Genomic DNA, 1,279 nt, shown 5'->3' with positions numbered 1-1,279 from the left:
CCGTGGATGTTGACACTGTTGTGCTCGTGTCAGGCGCCGCCGAAATCGCTCTTGGTGCGGCGAATCTCGCGGTGTGGAAGCAACCGGCGCGTGCGTGGATCGGTGGGACCACCGCCGCATTCTTCATCATCATATTTCCCGGGAACATCGCCCAGTTCGTTGAAGCCAAGGACGGATTCGGACTGGATACGGATCAGAAGCGCTTTGCGCGCCTCTTCTTCCAACCGCTGCTCGTTGCGGGAGCGTTAGCCGGAGGCAAGACGGTCAAGACCTTGAGGGATCATCGCCGCAAGTAGGCAACGGCGGCGTCCTTGAGCTTAGCTATGTCGCGGGAGTGTCAAGCGTCAGTCCGCTGTTCGGCCAGCCGCCGCAGCGCGTCATAGGTAACACTGCCGGGTTCCGCGGTCCAGATGACGAGCTGTTGTTCGGCGTCGTCGGCCTCAACCAACGTATCCCAATCCAAAACGAGTTCGCCCACGCGCGGGTGGACAAGCGTTTTCGTTCCCGTACTCAGGCTGGCAACGTTCTGGGCCGCCCACCAACCCGCAAACTGCGGATCCTGAACGGAAAGCTCGCCAACTAACCCCGTGAGCCGTGGATCATCGGGATATTTGGCGGCCTCCATGCGTAGCTGCGCCACGGCGGTTTTGGCAACCGTCTCCCAGTCCGCGTACAGGGATCGCATGATGGGATGCGTGAACAGGATACGGACATAGTTGCGTTGCTTCTCGGGGATCTGCCCGAAGTCCAACATCATCTTGGTAGCGAGCCGATTCCATGCGAGTAGATCCATACGCCGCCCCATCACCACAGCGGGCGTTGCTGAAAGATCATCGAGCAGGCGTTGAAGTTGGGGCCTGACCCGTTGCTTGGCAGGGCGCGGCGTGCGAACTGATGGTTTGCCAGCAAGGCTGAAGAGGTAGCGGCGCTGGTCCTCGCCCAACCGTAAGACTTCCGCGATAGTGCCGAGAACTGAAGCCGACGCACTGATCCTGCCCTGTTCGATACGGGTGTAATAATCGGTGGAAATGGACGCGAGCGTTGCCACTTCCTCGCGCCGTAACCCAGTGACGCGACGGGCACCCTTGCTCTCCGAAAGCCCGACATCTTCGGGGCGAAGCTGACTTCGCCTGTTCCGCAGAAACACGCCGAGTTCATTCTTCTTGGTATCGCCAGCCATACGTATAGTCTCCCAGTATCCCGGGATAAAGACAGGGGGAGAGTTCTATCCCCGGATACTTCCATCCGCTTTTGGTGGCCACGCCGTGGCGAAACAATA

Annotated in this window: 2 protein-coding genes; one reads left to right on the top strand and one right to left on the bottom strand. The window is 59.7% G+C overall.

What is annotated here, in order from left to right; all coding sequences use genetic code 11:
• A partial coding sequence (locus ACTHV6_RS10710; protein WP_441387523.1) for a DoxX family protein occupies window positions 1–296 on the top strand: 296 nt, incomplete at its 5' end.
• 41 nt (window positions 297–337) lie between these two features.
• Here ACTHV6_RS10710 and ACTHV6_RS10705 read toward each other — a convergent pair.
• Window positions 338–1,180, bottom strand: a complete 843-nt coding sequence (locus tag ACTHV6_RS10705) for a helix-turn-helix domain-containing protein (protein ID WP_441387522.1) — start codon at window positions 1,178–1,180, stop codon at window positions 338–340.
• Window positions 1,181–1,279 lie beyond the last annotated feature (99 nt).

Origin of the sequence: Ancrocorticia sp. (assembly GCF_052089425.1) — a bacterium.
Lineage (GTDB): Bacteria > Actinomycetota > Actinomycetes > Actinomycetales > Actinomycetaceae > Ancrocorticia.
Note: the sequence above shows the minus strand (reverse complement) of the source record. Positions and strands in the feature narration are given on the sequence as shown.

Excerpts from the sequence above, each read along its gene's own strand:
- ACTHV6_RS10705 (WP_441387522.1), bottom strand. The coding sequence starts at position 1,180 with ATGGCTGGCGATACCAAGAAGAATGAACTCGGCGTGTTTCTGCGGAAC.